This is a genomic window from Antarctobacter aquimaris (genome assembly GCF_900184945.1).
In the GTDB taxonomy this organism is placed as follows: domain Bacteria; phylum Pseudomonadota; class Alphaproteobacteria; order Rhodobacterales; family Rhodobacteraceae; genus Maliponia; species Maliponia aquimaris.
Genome location: NZ_FXYF01000001.1, coordinates 416,577 through 432,487 on the forward strand (window position 1 = coordinate 416,577; position 15,911 = coordinate 432,487).

Sequence of the window (15,911 nt, forward strand, 5' to 3'; positions counted from 1 at the left end):
CGCAGATTGTGCCATTCACAAGCTTTGCGGAATTGCCAAAAATCGCAGATCACGTATTCATGGGTGAATGGACAAGGGGATATCCAAGCTCGACTGGTCGCTGGTGCAGACCTTCCTGGCGGTGGCCGAGACCGGGTCGCTGTCCGAGGCGGCGCGGCGGCTGGCCATGTCGCAGCCCACCGCCGGGCGGCAGATCCGGCAGATCGAGGCGGCGCTGGATCTGGAACTGTTCCAGCGCCAGCCGCGCGGGCTGGCGCTGACCGAGGCGGGGGCGGCGCTGCTGCCGCATGCCCGCCGGATGGCCGAGGGCCTGTCGGCGCTGCGCCTTGCGGCCGCGGGACGCTCCGGGCGGCTGGCCGGTCCGGTGCGCATCACCGCCAGCGTCTATGTCGCCCACCACCACCTGCCGCCGATCCTGGCCCGGCTGCGCGCGGAAGAGCCGGAGATCGACATCGACCTGGTGCCCACGGACCGGCTGGAAAACCTGCTGTACCGCGAGGCCGACATCGCCGTGCGCATGTACCAAAGCGAACAGCTGGACATCGTCAGCCGCCACCTGGGCGACCTGCCGCTGGGCCTGTATGCCGCGAAAACCTACATCGCGCGGCGCGGCACACCCGCGACCCTGGACGAGTTTTTCGCGCACGACCTGGTGGGCTACGACCGGTCCGACCAGATCCTGCGCGGCATGCGCGACAAGGGGATCGCCGCGCAGCGCGAGTGGTTCGCCACCCGCACCGACCAGCAGGCGGTCTACTGGGAACTGGTCCGCGCCGGCTGTGGCATCGGCTTTGGCCAGCGCGCGGTGGGTGACGCCGACCCGCAGGTCGAGCGTGTCCTGCCGGACCTGCCGCTGCCCGACCTGCCGCTGTGGCTGGCCGCGCACGAGGCGGTGCGCCACACACCGCGCATCCGCCGGGTCTGGGACGCGCTGGCGGCGGGGCTGGCGGGGCTTGTGGCGGGTTCGCCGACCAGTGGTCGATATTGACGCTCCGGGGCGCGCGCGCTAGGGGCCTTGCGTCACCTTTAGGAGAGTCCGCCCATGACCAACCCTTCGCTTCTCATCCTGCCCGGCGACGGCATCGGCCCCGAAGTCATGGCCGAGGTCCGCAAGGTCATCGACTGGTATGGCGCCAAGCGCGGCATGGTCTTTGACGTCTCCGAGGACCTGGTGGGCGGTGCCGCCTACGACGCGCACGGCACCCCGCTGACCGACGCGACCATGGCCAGGGCGCAGGCGGTGGACGCCGTGCTGCTGGGCGCCGTGGGCGGCCCGAAATACGACAAGCTGGATTTCAGCGTGAAGCCCGAGCGCGGCCTCCTGCGCCTGCGCAAGGAGATGGACCTCTATGCCAACCTGCGCCCGGCGCAGTGCTTTGACGCGCTGGCGGACTTCTCCTCGCTCAAGACCGAGGTCGTTGCGGGTCTCGACATCATGATCATCCGCGAGCTGACCTCGGGCGTCTACTTTGGCGAGCCGCGCGGCATCATCCGCGAGGGCAACGAGCGGGTCGGCATCAACACCCAGCGCTACACCGAGTCCGAGATCGCCCGCGTGGCGCGGTCGGCCTTTGAACTGGCGCGCAAACGCGGCAACAAGGTCTGCTCGATGGAGAAGGCCAACGTGATGGAATCGGGCGTGCTGTGGCGCGACGTGGTGCAGGAAATCCACGACGCCGAGTACCCGGATGTCGAGCTGAGCCACATGTACGCCGACGCCGGCGCGATGCAGCTGACCCGCTGGCCCAAGCAGTTCGACGTGATCGTCACCGACAACCTGTTCGGCGACCTGCTGTCCGACCTCGCCGCGATGCTGACCGGCAGCCTCGGCATGCTGCCCTCGGCCAGTCTGGGCGCGCCGATGGAGAACGGCCGCCCCAAGGCGCTGTACGAGCCGGTGCACGGCTCTGCCCCGGACATCGCCGGGCAGGGCAAGGCGAACCCGATCGCCTGCATCCTGAGCTTTGCCATGGCGCTGCGCTACAGCTTTGACGCGGGCGCCGAGGCCGACCGGCTGGAGCAGGCGGTCAACGCGGTCCTGGCCGACGGGATCCGCACCGCCGATCTGCTGGGCCAGGAGGGCGTTCAGCCCGTCACGACCAGCGAGATGGGCGATGCGGTGATCGCCAAGCTGGACGCGTCGCTGTAATCCGGACAGGCGCCGGGGTGGCCTGCCCCGGCGCCGTCAGAACACCGCGTGGGCGCCGAGGTCCGCCGTGACCTCGCCCCGGATCATCCGCGCGTAGTGATCCCACAGCGTGTCGGTGCCGAATTCCGGCGTCGCCGCGGCATCGTAGCGGCCTGCATCCTCGTCCCAGTGCAACATCGATTCGGTGGCGTAATAGCGGCCGATCCGGGCCAGGTCCGCCTTGGCGGCGAGGCGCGGGCTGACGCGGCCGAGCGCGCCCAGCGTGGCGGCGATGCCGTCCATCAGCGCAAAGGGCACCTGCCGGAAACGGGCCGGACGGCCCAGCATGGCAAACAGCCGTTCGCCCTGATCGCGCGGGGTGATCGCCGGGCCGGGGCCGCCGATCGGCAGGATGCGGTTGCGCCGCGCCGGATCGTCGAGACAGCCGACGATGTAGCGCGCCAGGTCGGCGTCCGAGATCGGCTTGCACGCCGTTTGCAGGCCGTCGCCGAACAGCAGGAACGGCTTGCCCGCCTGGACCCGCGCCACCTGGCCCGACAGCGATTTGAAAAAGGCGGTGGGCCGCACGATGCTCCAGTCCAGCCCGCTGTCCCGCAGCCGCGCCTCGAAGGCGAGCTTGGCGAACTGGAACGGCAGCCGCGGCTTTTGCACGCAGATGGCGGACAGCAGCACAAAGCGGCGTGCGCCGGCCGCGCGCGCGGTGTCCAGCAGCCTGACCTGCGCATCATGGTCCACGGCCCAGGCATCGCGGGGCGTGCCGCTGCGCGAGGCGATGCAGGATATCACCGTCTCGATACGCTCTCCGGCCAGGGCGCTGCGCAGGCTGTCGGCATCGGAAAGGTTGCAGGTCAAGGGCTTGCACCCCGCGACGGGCGGCGCGGCCCCGGGGCGCAGCGGGCAGAGCACCCTGTGCCCCTCGGCCAATAGCCGCCGCGCCACGGCCTGTCCGATCGTGCCGCTTGCCCCTGCCAGTAGAACCGTCATACCGTTGCCCGCGACCGTGAGTGTCAATCAAGAGTGACACTTCGGGTCCGTCCCGTCCATCTTGCATTTCCCGCCTGCGGCCACTTGATTAGCGATAACGCGTCGCCGCTTCGACTCAGCCCCGTGGTTCCCCATGCCTCCCAATGCCCAAGGCGCCCTTCTGGCGCTTCTCTCCTTCGCCATTTACGCGCTGCACGATGTCATCGTGAAATACCTGGGCGGGTTCTACAGCCCGGTTCAGATCGTGTTCTTCAGCGGGCTGTTCGCCTTTCCGCTGGCGACCCTGATCCTGATCCGCGAATCACAGCCCGGCACCCTGCGCCCGGTGCATCCCTGGTGGATGGCGGTGCGGACCGTTTCGGCGGTCATCACCGGCTTTGCCGCCTTTTACGCGTTTTCCGTGCTGCCGCTGGCGCAGACCTACGCGATCCTGTTTGCCGCGCCGCTGCTGATCACCATCCTGGCGATTCCGCTGCTGGGCGAGGTGGTGGGGCCGCGGCGCTGGGCGGCGGTGGTCGTCGGGCTGTGCGGCGTGCTGGTGGTGCTGCGCCCCGGCGGGACCGACCTCAGCCTGGGCCATCTCGCGGCGGTCGTCGCGGCGCTGATGAGCTCGCTGGTGTCGGTGATCGCGCGCAAGATCGGACGCGAAGAGCGCAGCGTGGTCATGCTGCTGTACCCGATTCTCGCCAACTTCGTGGTGATGGGGGCGCTGTTGCCCTTTGTCTATGTGCCGATGCCGGCGGTGGACCTGGGCGCGCTGGCGCTGATGTCGGCCATGGCCTTTGTCGCGGCGACGCTGATCATCCAGGCCTACCGCGCCGGTGAGGCGGTGGTGGTCGCGCCGATGCAGTATTCGCAGATCCTCTGGGCGGTGTTCACCGGGGCGGTGTTTTTCGACGAATACCCCGATGCCTGGACCGTGGCGGGCGCGGCGATCATCATCGGCAGCGGCATGTACATCGTGCTGCGCGAGCGCGGCAAGTCGCGGAGCACCAGCCCGGTTCTGCGGTCGCGGCCCCGGTTCGAGACCGGCATCATCCCGCGCGTCCGGTTTTTCCGGGGCGACGCGCGGGACGAGGCGAAAGTCACCGGCGCCAGCAACGATTGAGCCTTGCCAAAGACCGGCGGCTGGGCTATCCCGCCCGCCACGGTCGGAGTGTAGCTCAGCCTGGTAGAGCACTGTCTTCGGGAGGCAGGGGCCGGAGGTTCGAATCCTCTCACTCCGACCAGTTTTCTCAAAATCTTGCAGCCCCGATGTGGCGTGTGCTGGTCCCATGAACGCGCGTCTCATCCGCGTTTGCGGGGGGTATTGATGATGTGGCCGCGCTGGTCCCGCGCTTTTCGGTCGACGGGCGGCGCTGTCCCGGTCTTCTTCAGAACGCCCTGAAGTGGCCGCCCGGCGCGTCCTCCGGTAGGCGCAGGTCTCTATCGCCCGGCTTGCGCGCTGGCACCTGGTCGCGGCCGCCTTGGGCATCGAGCCCGCTGGACCAATGCGACCACCACGAGGCCCTGGTGTACTCCGCCGCAGCCAGCCACGCCGCGGGTTCGTCGAAATGACCCTTTGAGGTGAAGTCGCCGGAATTCATGCGCTCGCCGGTGGCGCGCTCCAGCGCGAGGGGCGCCTGTATCAAGCGGCTGCCGGATCCTTTTTCCCGGCTGTCACCACCAGAGCGAGGGTTCGCGATGCTGCCTTGGTTTCTGGACCAGAGTGACGCCCGGGCGGGCATCGACCGCAGCGCCAGCCGTCTCTGGACGTCGAAGATCGTCTCGGGCTATTGCGCGAGACCGGGTCAGGCCCGGGTGAACGCCCGCGTGACCGATACGGCGATCTGTTTGCCGACCATAACGGCGAGCCTGCGCCGCGGAAGCTGCTTGGTCGCCGTCATTTCCGGGCCCGGTATCCGTCTTTCCTCGATCAAACGGACCTCGGACCGGCCCCGGTGGCCGCGCCCTGCAAGGGCCGAAAGAAGGCCCGGATCTCCTGCGCCAGCGCCGCAGGCTGCTCCATGGCGGCGAAATGCCCGCCGGCCGCCATCTCGGTCCAGCGGCGGATATCGGGAAACATGCGCTCTGCCGCGGCGCGGCCCGGGCGGCGGATTTCGCGCGGGAACGCGGCATGGCCCATCGGCACCCGCACCTGGGACTCGTCCGGCACCGGCCAGTCACCGTGCAGGCGTGCGTAATAGGGCCAAAACGATGACCCGATCGCCCCGGTGAACCAGTAGAGCGAGATATTGGCGAGCATCCGGTCGCGGCTGACGGCGGTGAAGGGATCACCGGCGTGGTCGGTCCAGCGGTGGAATTTCTCGCCGATCCAGGCCGCCAGGCCGGCCGGCGAGTCGGTCAGCGCAAAGGCCAGGGTCTGCGGCTTGGTGCCCTGGATGATGGCATAGGCAGTTTCCTCGCGCTCGAACTCCGACGGCTGGGGCCGGAGCGGCAGGTAATTCAGGTGCAGCCCCGTCACGCGGGAGGGGTGGCGCAGTGCCAGCGCCGATCCGGCAAAGGCGCCCCAGTCCCCGCCCTGCACACCGAACCGGTCATGTCCCAGCGCCGTCATCAGGTCGGCAAGGACATCCGCCATGTCCCCGGCGGAGAACCGTCTTTGCCCCGGCGCAAAGGACAGCCCGAAGCCCGGCAGAGAGGGGGCGATCACCGTGAAGGCATCCTCTGGATCGCCGCCGAACCGGGCGGGATCGGTCAGCATCGGCAGGATGTCGAGAAACTCGAACACCGAACCGGGCCAGCCGTGCAACAGCAGCAGGGGCCTGGGCGCCGGCCCCTTCCCTGCGGCCCTGATCGCGTGCAGGTCGATCCCGTGCAGGGGCAGCGTGACCTGCTGGAACGCGTTCAGCGCCGCCTCTTGCGCGCGCCAGTCGAAACCGTCCCGCCAATAGGCGACCAGATCGGCCAGCCAGTCCGGATCGGTGCCATAGGCCCAGTCCGGCCCGGGCGTGCGGTCGGCAAAGCGGGTGCGGGACAGACGCAAGTGCAGGTCGTCGATCTGCGCCCGGGGGATGTGCAGGGAGAATGGCGCCATCGGTCAGGCCGCCATCGCGATGCTGCGCGACAGGTCCGTGTCGCGCGGTTCGGTGTGCGTGATGTCGGCGCAATCGGCCCGCCCCGCGTCGTCGGGGGCGATACCGGCGGTCAGACTGTCAGGTGCTGTCGGACCTGTGCGTTTGGGGCGCCCGCCGAAACCTCCGATGGTGCTGCGTGCGGCGGAAACGATGGCACTGTTTCGCATGGAGTCCTCGGAGGGGTCTGCATTGGGGGAAAGGCGGGTCCGGCAGGCGGACAGGCACGATGGGCCCGCCCGCCTGCCGGTGAAAGAAGCGGCGGCAGTCCTGCCGCCGGTCCCGTCAGGTCTGGATGTAGGCCAGGTGGGTTTCGGTGTATTCGTAGACGCCGTGCTTGCCGTCGGCGCCGCCGATCCCGGACTTGCCGCGCCCGGCGTGGAAGCCCTGCATGGCCTCGAAGTTCTCGCGGTTGACGTAGGTTTCGCCAAAGCGCAGTTCGTTGCAGGCGCGCAGGGCGGTGTTGAGATCCTTCGTGTAGATCGACGAGGTCAGGCCGTAGGAGGTGTCGTTGGAGTAGGCGATGGCCTGGTCCAGGTCGTCGAAGGTCACGATCGGCAGGATCGGGCCAAAGGTCTCGTGCTTGATCACGTCCATGTCCTGGCGGACGTTCACGAGGACCGTGGGTTCGTAGTGGTTGCCCATCTCCATGTCGGCGACCTTGCCGCCCAGCACCGCTTCGGCTCCGGCTGCCACGGACCGATCGACAAAGCCCTTCATCTTGTCGACCTGCGCCTTGTTGATGACCGGACCCATGTCCAGCTCGTCGTTGCCCAGCGGATCGCCGTAGCGCGTCGCCCGCATCTCGGCGATCAGCTTGGCGGTGAATTCCTCGGCCACCTTCTTGTCGACGTAGATGCGTTCGGGCGCGTTGCAGGCGGCGCCGGTGTTCAGCACGCGCCCGGCCTTGATCGTCCGTGCCGCAAGGTCGAGATCGGCGTCGGCCGCGACGATGGCCGGCGCCTTGCCGCCCAGTTCGAGGTTGACCTTGGTGATGTTGCGCGCGGCGTCGGCCATGATCCTGGCGCCGGTTTCCACGCTGCCGGTAAAGCTCATCATCCGCACATCCTCGTGCAGCGTCAGCGCGCGGCCGGTGGTTTCGCCGCGACCGTAGACGATGTTGAAGACGCCCTTGGGCAGGTCGGTTTCGGTCACGAGGCGGGCGAAGAGGGCCGCATTGTTCGGCGTCTCCTCGGAGGGCTTGATCACGATGGTGTTGCCGGTGATCAGCGCCGGCGCCATCTTGCGGGCGATCAGGAAGAACGGGAAGTTCCACGGCAGGATGCCGGCACAGACGCCGATGGCCTGGCGGAACACGAAGATGTTCTCGCCGGGACGGTCGCTCTGGACGATCTCGCCCTCGATCCGGCGCGCCCATTCCGCCATGTAGTCGATGTAGTTGGCGGTGAAATGCGCCTCGACGGTGGCCAGCGGCAGGACCTTGCCCTGCTCCTCGGCGATGACGCGGCCGATCTCGTCGGCGTTTTCGCGGATTTTGGCCGCGATCTTGCGCAGGTGGCCGGCCCGCTCGATGGCGGGCAGTTTCTCCCAGGCGCCCTGCGCGCGCTTGGCCGCAAAGACGGCCTCGTTCACGTTGTCGACCGTGGAGTCGGTGATTTCCGAGATCACGGTGTTGCGCGCCGGGTTCAGCACCGGAATGCTCTCGGTCCCCGCGGCCGCGATGAAACGGCCGTCGATGAAGTTCTGATGCAGTGTCATGGGTTCTCCTCCAGAGAATTGGCATCGCCGAGCGCGATGCGCAGACCGTGAAAGCCACCCCGGCCGTCACGAAATTCGAAATGCCGAGTTCTGAATTCAGATTTCGGCATGAAGCGACTGGTCACGGTGCGGCTCATGAAAGCAGCGTCTCGACAGGGGCCGAAGCCGCCTCTTCGCCGACAACCTCCAGCGCGCGTTCGGCGAACCGCGCGGCCAGCGGCGCCAGCGTGGCCGCCTCGTCCGAGGCTGCGTTGCCCGCCCGCGCCCGGTCGGCGATGCCGACGAAGATCACCGCGAAGCGGAACAGCGCAAAGGCCACGTGGAACGCCCCCAGCGGCGCCGTCGGACGCGCGTGGGCATGGTATTCAGCCTCGAACTCGGCGCGGGTCGGGATACCTGCCGCCTGCCAGCCCGTGCCCATGATGCCGCCGTATTCCGCTGGTGCGGTGTGCCAGGGCATCACGCAGAAGCCGAGGTCGGCCAGGGGATGGCCAAGGGTCGAAAGCTCCCAGTCCAGCACGCCGATGACGCGCGGCTGTGTCGGGTGGAACAGCATGTTGCCCAGCCGGAAATCGCCGTGCGCGATGGAAACCGCGCCATCATCGGCGGGCATGTGCGCCGTCAGCCAGTCCAGCAGCCGGTCCAGCGCGGGAACCGCGCCGCCGGGACTGTCGCGGTACTGCCGGCCCCAGCGCGCAATCTGGCGCTGAAAGTAGTTGCCGGGCTTGCCGTAATCGGCCAGCCCCACCGCGTCGGGCCGCACCGCGTGCAGCCGCGCCAGCGTGCGCGCCATGTCGAGATAGACCGCGCGCCGGTCTTGCGGGTCCATCCCCGGCAGGGTGCAGTCGGTGAACACCCGGCCCTCCAGCCGCTCCATGAGGTAGAAGGGTGTGCCGAGGATGGCCGTGTCCTCTTCCAGCCAGAGCGCCCGGGGCACCGGCACATCGGTCTGCTCCAGCGCCCGGAGGACGCGGAATTCCCGTTCGATGGCGTGCGCCCCCGGCAGGATCGGCCCGGCCGGTTTCTCGCGCAGGACATAGCGGTGCGGCCCCCAATCCACGAACCAGGTGGGATTGGACTGGCCACCGCCGATGCGTTCGGTCCGCAGCGGGCCGCCCGGCAGCTTGCCGGTGAGCCAGGTTTCAAGCGCGGAAAGGTCCAGATCGCTCATTCCGCCGCCTCCCGTGCAGCGCTCCCGGCGGTCTGCCACGTCCAGAAGCCGCGCCCCTCGTCGCCAAGGAAGCGGTTCAGCACCATCTGGTGAACCTCGTCCGCGCCGTCGACCAGCCGCGCCTGCCGCGCGTAGCGATAGATCCATTCCAGCACCGTGTCGCAGCTGTAGCCGCGCGCGCCGTTGACCTGGATCGCGACATCGGCGGCCTTGTGCAGCAGGTTCGCCACGTGGATCTTGGCCATCGACACCTCCTTGCGGGCAAAGCTGCCCTGGTCGAGCGCCCAGGCCGCCTTCATCACCAGCAGGCGGCCGATTTCGATCCCCATCGCCAGGTCGCCCATCTTGATCTGGATGCTTTCACGGTCTGACAGCCGGATGCCGAAACCGTGCCGGTTGCGGGCGTATTCCTGCGCGATCTCGGTGCACCGCTTGGCCAGGCCCAGCCAGCGCATGCAATGGGTCAGACGCGCCGGTCCCAGCCGCATCTGTGTCACCTTGAGCCCCAGCCCCTCGCCCAGCAGGACGCGGTCGGCGGCCAGCTCCATCCCGGCGTAGACCAGTTCGCAATGGCCGCCGTGCTCCTCGGGTCCCATGATCGGAATGCGCCGGTCGATGCGCCAGCCGGGTTCGTCGCGGTGATGCAGAAAGGCCGTCAGTCCGCGCCGCGGATCGTCCGAGGTGCGCGCCAACAGGATGAAATGCGCGGCCTCTGCCGCGCCGGTGATGAACCATTTGCGGCCGCGAATGACGTAGCTGTCGCCCTGCCGCGTGGCCGTGGTCAGCATCATGCCCGGATCGGAGCCGCCGCCCGGATGCGGTTCGGTCATGGCAAAGGCCGACCGGACCTCGCCCTCAACGATGGGTTGCAACCAACGCTCTTTCTGCGCGTCGGTCGCGGCCTGTTCCAGCACCATCATGTTGCCATCGTCGGGTGCGGCAGAGTTGAACACGACCGGGCCGAAGATCGAGCGGTTCATCTCTTCGTAGCAGACCGCCATGCCGACCTTGCCCAGCCCCTGGCCGCCGGTTTCCGGCTTCAGCTGGAGGCACCAGAGGCCTTCGGTGCGGGCCTTCTGTCGCAGCGGTTCGAGCGCGTGCGACGCGATGTTGCCATGCGCGTCCCAGTTGGCGCGATCCTCTTCGACCGGCAGGATCTCATCCGCGACAAAGCGCGCGATGCGGGCGCGAAAGTCCTCGATGCGGGGCGAAAGCGTGAAATCCATGGTTCAGGCCACTTCCAGGCCCAGCGTCTCGCCCGTGCGCGCGCCGTGCCAGTCGGTCAGGGTCACGGTGACGCCAAGGCTATGACCCACGGCCTTGGAGAAGGGGCAGACCTGGTGCGCGCCCCGGGCAAGGCGCAGCGCCGCGTCGCGGTCCAGGTCGGGCAGCGCGACATGGACCTCGGCGAACAGCGCAAAGCGGCCCGGTCCGTCCGAGCGCAGGCCCGACTTGACGGTGACGGCGGGTTTGCCGATCTGCGCGGTGCTTTCGCGCGCCACCAGCAGCAGGGCAGAGGTGAAGCAGGCGGCATAGCCGGCGGCGAACAGCTGTTCGGGGTTGGTCGCCCCGCCCGGTCCGCCCAGTTCCCTGGGCATGGCGAGTTTCACGTCGAGAGCGCCATCCGCCGAGCGCACCGAGCCGTTGCGCGCTTCGTGCGTTGCGGTGCAGGAGGTTGCGTAGATGGGTGTCATGGGTCGAGCCTTTCAGGGAATGAGGATGGTGGTGCCGGTTGTCGCGCGGCTTTCCAGCGCGTCGTGCGCCTTGGCCGCGTCGTGCAGCGGGAACCGGGTGCGGACATCCGACCGCAGCGTGCCGTCCTCGAGCGCGGCGAACAGCGCCGCGCCACGGCGTTGCAGATCTGCCGGATCGGCGATGAAATGGAACAGCGTCGGCCGCGTCGCGTGCAGCGACTTCCTGGCCAGGTCGGAGAAGGTGAAGCCCGTGATCGGCCCGGACGACTGGCCGAAGTTCACAAAGCTGCCGTGCGGGCGCAGACAGTCGAGCGAGCCGCGCCAGGTCTCCGCGCCGACGCTGTCGTAGACCGCCTGCACGCCCTCGCCGCCGGTCAGGTCCGCGACCTGCGCCACGAAGTCCGCAGCGCGGTAGTCGATCACCGCGTCATAGCCGTGTGCCCGGGCCAGCGCGGCCTTGTCGGGCCCGCCCGCCGTGCCGATGGCGCGCACGCCTTTCGCCGTCAGCCATTGGCCCAGCAGGAGGCCAACGCCGCCCGCCGCCGCGTGCACCAGAACCGTGTCGCCCTTGGCAACCTTGTAGCTGTCGTGGATCAGGTAGTGCGCGGTCAGCCCCTTCAGGAGCACACCTGCGGCGACCTCGGCCGAGACGCCCTCGGGCAGCCGCAAAAGCCGGTCGGCGGCGATGACCCGGACCGAGGCATAAGCCCCCAGCGGATGGGTATAGGCCACGCGGTCGCCCACGGTCAGCCCGGTGACGCCGTCGCCCACCGCCTCGATGACGCCCGCCGCCTCCGATCCGGGGACCAGGTCGGCCGGCACGGCCCAGGGATACAGCCCGCTGCGATGGTAGATGTCGAGGAAGTTGAGCCCGATGGCCGCGTGGCGCACCAGGACCTCCCCCGCGCCTGGCCGGGGCGTCGAGATCGCCCGACGCTCCAGCACGTCAGAGCCTCCGGGCCGCGTGGCGACGATTGCGTACTCCTGCATCCCGGCCCCCTACAGCGCGCTGACCAGGTGGCCACCATCGGCCACCAGCGCCGTGCCGGTGATGAAGCTGCCCGCCTCGGACGCCAGCAGCAGCAGCGCGCCGTCGAGTTCGGACGGACGGCCCAGCCGGCGCATCGGGATGCGGCGGACCTGCGCCTTGCCGGCATCAGAGGCAAAGAACGCGCGGTTCAGGTCGGTCTCGATGTAGCCCGGGCATAGGGCGTTGACCCGGATGCCGTGGCGCGCCCATTCCAGCGCCTGCTGTTTCGTCAGCTGCACCAGCGCCGCCTTGGAGGTGGCATAGGCCGCGACCCCGGCCCCCTGCCGCAGCCCGAGGATGGAGGCGACGTTGACGATGCTGCCGCCCGCGCCCGCCGCCACCAGGCGCCGCGCGACCTCATTGGCGACGCGGCGCGCGCCGTCGAGATTGACCGCCATCAGCGCGGCCCAGTCGTCTTCGGGCTGGTCCAGCAGCAGGCCCGGCGTGGCGATCCCGGAATTGTTCACCACCAGGTCGACCGGCCCGCCAAAGGCGGCCTCGGCGCGGTCGAAGGCGGCGGCGATGGTGTCGGGCCGCGCGAGGTCGAGTGCGGCGACCTCGGCCTGCCCGCCATCCTCGCGGATGGAGTCGCGCAGCGCCTCCATCGCCCCGGTCCGGCGCGCGGCCAGCATCACCCGTGCCCCGGCACCGGCGACCACCTGGGCAAAGCGCGCGCCCAGAACGCCGGAGGCCCCGGTGACCAGCGCGCGCCGGCCGGCGAGCGAGAAACGGTCCGCGTGGGACGGCAAGGCCTGTGCCATGTCCAGCGTCATGCCAGCCCCCGGCGTTTGCGTTCGGCATCGTCCCAGACGGTCAGCGGCTGGTAGTCGGGGACAAAGCCCAGCCCCTTTTTCGCATCCGAAGATACGGCATCCTGCGAGGTGATCACGTCGACCACCGCCGGCGCGTTGGCCAGCGCCCGCGCGATGGCGTCCTTCAGGTCGGCCGGATCCTCGACCCGCTCGCCGTGCAGGCCCAGCGCGGTGGCCATGCCGGCGTAGTCGGAATGCCGCAACAGGGTGCCGACGACGCGGCCGCCGTAGTTGTCGGACTGGTCGAACCGCTCGATGTTCCAGGCGGCGTTGTTCGACACGATGATGACGGGCTTGGCGCCCTGCCGCACGGCGGTGTCGATCTCCATGGCGTTCAGGCCATAGGCGCCGTCGCCGGTGACGCAGATCACCTGCCGGTCGGGGAAGGCGAGGCTGGCCGCGTTGGCATAGGGCACGCCCACGCCCAGACAGCCGAAGGCGCCCGCGTCGAGGTAGGTCCTTGCCTCCAGCCCGACCCGCGCAAAGCTGAGGAAATCGCCGCCGTCGGCGACGGCGATGTAATCCGGTTCCGCCACGGCCTTGAGCGCGTCAAAGATCGCCATCGGGTGGATCTTGCCATCCTTGCCGGTCTGCGGCGTCTCGCGGTTGCCGCCCTGCGCGCGGGAGACATGTTTGGCGCGCGTGCCGTCGGCCCAGGTGCGATCCAGCGCGGGTGCCCCCAGCGCCGCCCCGGCCTCGGCAATGGCGTCCAGCGCCAGCGCGGGGGTGGCCAGCAGCTCGGGCGTGCCGCGCCGGTTGTCGATCAGTTCAGAGGCGGTGTCCGAAATCCGCACGAACCGCGCGTGGGGGAACACCGCCGGCGAGCCGTAGCCCAGCTGGTAGTCCAGTCGGCGGCCGACGGTGATGACCAGATCGGCCTCCTGCATCACCTGGCCGCGCATCGCGCCGACAAAGGACGGGTGATCGCCCGACACGAGGCCGCGGGCCTCCTGGGTGTCGAGATAGAGCGCGCCGGAGGCATCCAGCAGCCGGTTGAGCGCGTCCTTTGCGCCGTTGGCGCCGCGCCCGGCGACGATCACGGGGCGTTTCGCGGACCAGAGCGCCTGCGCGGCCTCGGCCACCGCGCCGGGATCGGGCGGCAGGACGCGCGGCGCCTTGGGCGTCATCCAGTCATCGAGCACCAGGTGTTCCGGGACGTGCTGGCGCAGCACGTCGGTGGGGATCTCGACGTAGACCGGCCCCGGTTCGCCGCCGTCGCCCATGGCGCGGGCCACGGCCTCGTCCAGCTCGCGGATCACCTGTTCGGCCACGCGCGCGGTGCGCGACAGCCGCGCCACCGGCTTGATGATGTCCACATGCGGGATGTCCTGGAGCGGCCCCATGTTGGCCTGCGGGCGCGAGGTGCAGCCGCCGATCACCAGCACCGGCATCCGCGCGAGCGAGGCATTGGCGATGGCGGTGACGGTGTTCGTGACGCCAGGGCCCGCCGTGACCATCGCCACGCCAAGGCCGCCGGTCAGTTCCGCGTGGGCGTGGGCCATGTGCACGGCGGCGCATTCATGGCGCACGTCGACGATGCGGATTCCCCGCTGCGCGGCGAAATCCCAGATCGGCTGGATGTGCCCGCCTTGCAGGCCAAAGATGCGGTCGATCCCGCGCGCCTCCAGAAACCGGGCGATCCATGCCGCGACGGAGAGCCCGTCGCTGTTGAGGTCCTGTGTCATTGCGCTGCTCCTGCCATCTGTGCGGTGTTGAAAGCTCCGCTCAGGAGCTTTTCCTTGAGAAGTCCGTGCTGGATCTTGCCGGTCGCGGTGCGGGGGATGTCCTCGGCGGCGACGAAGGACACGCCACGCGGGCGCTTGAATCGGGCGATCTGGTCGCCGCACCAGCCGATGACCTCGGCCTCGGAGGCCTTGGCGCCCTCGGCCAGCACCACCACGGCGTGCACTCTCTCGCCCCACTTGTCGTCGGGCAGGCCGATCACCGCCACATCACGCACCTGCGGCGCGGCGCCGATCACCGCCTCGACCTCGGTCGGGTAGATGTTTTCGCCGCCCGAGATGATCATGTTCTTCTTGCGGTCGATCAGCTTGATGAAGCCATGCGCATCCCGCAGCGCCATGTCGCCCACGGTGCAGTAATCGCCCCGGAAGGCCTCGGCCGTCTTTTCCGGCAGGTTCCAGTAGCCGTCGAAGGTGTAGGGCGTGTTGTGGAAGATCTCGCCCGGCACACCGTCGGGCACCTCGTTTCCGTCGTCGTCCAGCAGGCGGATCGGCGCGGTACCCACGCATTCCCGCCCGACCGTGCCGAGATGGGTGAACTGTTCGTCCGGATGCAGCATCGTCACCCAGCCGGCCTCGGACGAGCCGTACAGCTCGAACAGGCCGGAGTTGGGGAACATCTCCATCACGGCGCGCTTGGTGTCGGCGCGCGCCGGGGCGGAGGAGATCATCAGCTTGGTCATGCGGCCAAGGTCGCGGCTGCGCGCCTCGGAGCGGGCTTGTTCCAGCATCATGATGTAATGCGTGGGCACCAGGGAGGTGAAGGTCGCGCCGGAGCGTTCCATCACGTCCAATGCCTCGCGCGCGTCGAAGGAGGCGCGCGAATAGATCGACGTCACCCCGCCCCGGTAGCTGAACGAACAGAAGAAGTTCAGCGAGTTGGCATGGCACATCGGCATGACCAGCAGCGCGTCGTCGCGCGCGCCGATGCCCAGTTCGATCTCGGTGCCGAAGGCCAGCAGGGCCTGGCTGCGATGGCTGCGGATCACGCCCTTGGGCTTGCCCGTCGTGCCCGAGGTGTACATCAGCGCCCAGGGGTCGGTGTCCGCCACCGCGATGGCGGGTGCCGCCGACGACGCGCGCAGCAGCAGGTCCTCGTAGTCCTGCCAACCCGCCGCCTGCCCGCCAAAGATCACGTGCCGGGTCTCGGCGATGTCCAGGTCGGCGCGCACCTCTTCGATCAGGGTGTGCAGGCCGTGTTCGGACAGGATGGCAGAGGCTGAACAGTCCTTGATGATATAGCGCATCTCGATTGCGCTGAGGCGGAAGTTCAGCGGCACGGCGATCAGTCCGGCCTTGGCCGTCGCGGCGTAGATCTCGGCCCATTCGAGCCGGTTGTAGGCCAGCACGGCGACGCGGTCGCCCTTGTGCAGGCCGAGGCCCAGCAGGGCATTGCCCAGCCGCCGCGCCCGGTCGTTCCACTGGCCGAAGGTCAGGTTGCGCTCAAGGTCGCGCGCGCCAAGCTCATCGGGCCGCAGGCGGGCAAAGCCGTCCAGTATCTGGCCAAAGGTCAACAGGGATTTGGTCACGTTTGCC

The 15,911-nt window shown here is 68.9% G+C and carries 16 protein-coding genes and 1 tRNA gene; 4 read left to right on the forward strand and 13 right to left on the reverse strand.

Going from position 1 to position 15,911, the window contains the following annotated elements:
* Positions 1-67: 67 nt before the first annotated feature.
* Both MAA8898_RS01860 and leuB read left to right on the forward strand, forming a co-directional pair.
* Positions 68-988, forward strand: coding sequence for a LysR family transcriptional regulator (locus tag MAA8898_RS01860; RefSeq protein WP_094019252.1), 921 nt, complete (start codon positions 68-70; stop codon positions 986-988).
* A gap of 54 nt (positions 989-1,042) precedes the next feature.
* Positions 1,043-2,149: a 3-isopropylmalate dehydrogenase gene (gene leuB / locus MAA8898_RS01865; RefSeq protein ID WP_094019253.1), complete on the forward strand. Its 1,107-nt coding sequence runs from the start codon at positions 1,043-1,045 to the stop codon at positions 2,147-2,149.
* Positions 2,150-2,185: 36 nt separating this feature from the next.
* Here leuB and MAA8898_RS01870 read toward each other — a convergent pair whose 3' ends face one another.
* Entirely contained in the window at positions 2,186-3,133 is a 948-nt protein-coding gene (locus tag MAA8898_RS01870; protein WP_094019254.1) for an NAD(P)H-binding protein, read from the reverse strand.
* Between the two features lie 133 nt (positions 3,134-3,266).
* Between MAA8898_RS01870 and MAA8898_RS01875 the strand changes: the two genes are divergently transcribed.
* Together MAA8898_RS01875 and MAA8898_RS01880 are read left to right on the forward strand one after the other, a co-directional pair.
* Positions 3,267-4,241 carry a DMT family transporter gene (locus MAA8898_RS01875; protein ID WP_094019255.1) on the forward strand — a complete coding sequence of 325 codons (975 nt, stop codon included), beginning with the start codon at positions 3,267-3,269 and terminating at the stop codon, positions 4,239-4,241.
* A 44-nt stretch (positions 4,242-4,285) separates the two neighbouring features.
* Positions 4,286-4,362, forward strand: a tRNA-Pro gene (locus tag MAA8898_RS01880).
* Positions 4,363-4,506: 144 nt separating this feature from the next.
* On the opposite strand, the gene MAA8898_RS26105 is transcribed toward MAA8898_RS01880, so the two are convergent.
* From MAA8898_RS26105 to MAA8898_RS01935, 12 genes are all read right to left on the reverse strand, one after another.
* Positions 4,507-4,860 carry a hypothetical protein gene (locus MAA8898_RS26105; protein WP_176445040.1) on the reverse strand — a complete coding sequence of 118 codons (354 nt, stop codon included), beginning with the start codon at positions 4,858-4,860 and terminating at the stop codon, positions 4,507-4,509.
* A gap of 188 nt (positions 4,861-5,048) precedes the next feature.
* The gene (locus MAA8898_RS01890; protein WP_094019257.1) at positions 5,049-6,170 is read right to left on the reverse strand and encodes an epoxide hydrolase family protein; all 1,122 of its coding nucleotides are present in this window, start codon (positions 6,168-6,170) and stop codon (positions 5,049-5,051) included.
* A gap of 3 nt (positions 6,171-6,173) precedes the next feature.
* The gene (locus MAA8898_RS01895; RefSeq protein WP_094019258.1) at positions 6,174-6,377 is read right to left on the reverse strand and encodes a hypothetical protein; all 204 of its coding nucleotides are present in this window, start codon (positions 6,375-6,377) and stop codon (positions 6,174-6,176) included.
* 115 nt (positions 6,378-6,492) lie between these two features.
* Complete coding sequence (gene aldA, locus MAA8898_RS01900; protein WP_094019259.1) at positions 6,493-7,926, reverse strand: aldehyde dehydrogenase; 1,434 nt, start codon at positions 7,924-7,926, stop codon at positions 6,493-6,495.
* Positions 7,923-8,063, reverse strand: a complete 141-nt coding sequence (locus tag MAA8898_RS26110) for a hypothetical protein (RefSeq protein ID WP_176445041.1) — start codon at positions 8,061-8,063, stop codon at positions 7,923-7,925. The genes aldA and MAA8898_RS26110 overlap by 4 nt, the downstream gene beginning before the upstream one ends.
* Entirely contained in the window at positions 8,060-9,097 is a 1,038-nt protein-coding gene (locus MAA8898_RS01905; protein ID WP_094019260.1) for a phosphotransferase family protein, read from the reverse strand. The genes MAA8898_RS26110 and MAA8898_RS01905 overlap by 4 nt, the downstream gene beginning before the upstream one ends.
* Entirely contained in the window at positions 9,094-10,323 is a 1,230-nt protein-coding gene (locus MAA8898_RS01910) for an acyl-CoA dehydrogenase family protein (RefSeq protein WP_094019261.1), read from the reverse strand. The genes MAA8898_RS01905 and MAA8898_RS01910 overlap by 4 nt, the downstream gene beginning before the upstream one ends.
* 3 nt (positions 10,324-10,326) lie before the next feature.
* Positions 10,327-10,791 (reverse strand): Ohr family peroxiredoxin, encoded by a 465-nt coding sequence (locus MAA8898_RS01915; protein ID WP_094019262.1) that lies wholly within the window; start codon positions 10,789-10,791, stop codon positions 10,327-10,329.
* Positions 10,792-10,803: 12 nt separating this feature from the next.
* Entirely contained in the window at positions 10,804-11,781 is a 978-nt protein-coding gene (locus tag MAA8898_RS01920) for a quinone oxidoreductase family protein (protein WP_094019263.1), read from the reverse strand.
* A gap of 9 nt (positions 11,782-11,790) precedes the next feature.
* Entirely contained in the window at positions 11,791-12,594 is an 804-nt protein-coding gene (locus MAA8898_RS01925) for an SDR family NAD(P)-dependent oxidoreductase (RefSeq protein ID WP_245853212.1), read from the reverse strand.
* Positions 12,591-14,318, reverse strand: coding sequence for a 2-hydroxyacyl-CoA lyase (locus MAA8898_RS01930; protein ID WP_094019264.1), 1,728 nt, complete (start codon positions 14,316-14,318; stop codon positions 12,591-12,593). The genes MAA8898_RS01925 and MAA8898_RS01930 overlap by 4 nt, the downstream gene beginning before the upstream one ends.
* Positions 14,315-15,904 carry a class I adenylate-forming enzyme family protein gene (locus MAA8898_RS01935; protein ID WP_217900473.1) on the reverse strand — a complete coding sequence of 530 codons (1,590 nt, stop codon included), beginning with the start codon at positions 15,902-15,904 and terminating at the stop codon, positions 14,315-14,317. The genes MAA8898_RS01930 and MAA8898_RS01935 overlap by 4 nt, the downstream gene beginning before the upstream one ends.
* Positions 15,905-15,911 lie beyond the last annotated feature (7 nt).